This window comes from Aminobacter sp. P4_D5, from assembly GCF_056401815.1.
Window position 1 is genome coordinate 1 of the sequence record NZ_JBFUIP010001481.1, and the last position, 504, is coordinate 504.

At 69.4% G+C, this 504-nt stretch carries 1 protein-coding gene; it reads right to left on the bottom strand.

From position 1 onward, the window contains the following. Positions 1-504 (bottom strand): type VI secretion system contractile sheath domain-containing protein (locus AC1DWF_RS39080; RefSeq protein WP_476843747.1); only part of this gene is annotated, 504 nt, incomplete at both ends.

The window sequence follows — 504 nt, forward strand, 5'->3', positions numbered from 1 at the left end:
TGCCGCCGCCCTCGGCGCCGCGGATCGCGGTGCACCAGCCATGCTGGGCGAAGGCGTCGGTGAGGCGCGCGGCGTGGACATAGGCCGCGTTCATCCAGCAGTAGTCGCTGTGCTCCATCGCCTTGGCGGTGCCGTCGGCGTTGAAGGGCGCCTCCTCATAGGCGAACTCGTCGATCGGCTTGGTGTTCGCGCCGTAGGGCAGGCGCGCGATCACGCGCGGCAGCACGAGCGTGACGAAGCGGCTGTCCTCGCTGTCGCGGAAGGAGCGCCACTTGGCGTATTCCTGCGTCTCGAAGATCTTCGTGAGGTCGCGCGGCTTGGAGAGCTCGCGATAGTCGGAGAAGCCGAACATGCCCGGGCCGGCCGCGGAGATGAAGGGCGCGAAGCCCGCCGCCGCGACGTTGGACATGAGGCGCAGCGTCTCGACGTCGTCGGGGTGGTTGGACCACTCGTAGTCGCCGATGAGCGCGCCGTAGGGCTCGCCGCCGGGCGTGCCGAACTCGT